This window comes from Bacillus sp. SIMBA_005 (assembly GCF_046535585.1).
In the GTDB taxonomy this organism is placed as follows: Bacteria; Bacillota; Bacilli; order Bacillales; family Bacillaceae; genus Bacillus; species Bacillus pumilus.
On record NZ_JAWRWI010000904.1, the window covers coordinates 1 to 248 of the forward strand.

Annotated in this window: 1 protein-coding gene; it reads left to right on the plus strand. The window is 56.9% G+C overall.

Annotation, left to right across the window (positions count from 1 at the left end):
- Positions 1-22: 22 nt before the first annotated feature.
- The coding region (locus SB660_RS22690; protein WP_410584761.1) for a hypothetical protein at positions 23-248 on the plus strand (226 nt) is incomplete at its 3' end.

Here is a 248-nt window from a genome sequence, read left to right on the forward strand (position 1 = left end):
CCGGTCGTCGGCGGCCTATCACTTGGTTGTCCTCGACACAGCGAGGCATGTCCTAAACATCAAACCGTTCTCCGCGGATGAACTCGAGGCTGCAACCGAGGCATATGCGAAGGCAGAAGTACGCACAGCCTCGGGAGAACCGATCGATGCGGTCCTTGTTGCAGGCGGCAGCGTCGAGCAGCTCAGGAAGACTTACCCAAACTACTTCCTCGACGCAAAAGTCTTCCTTGACCGGTTAAGGCTGATCT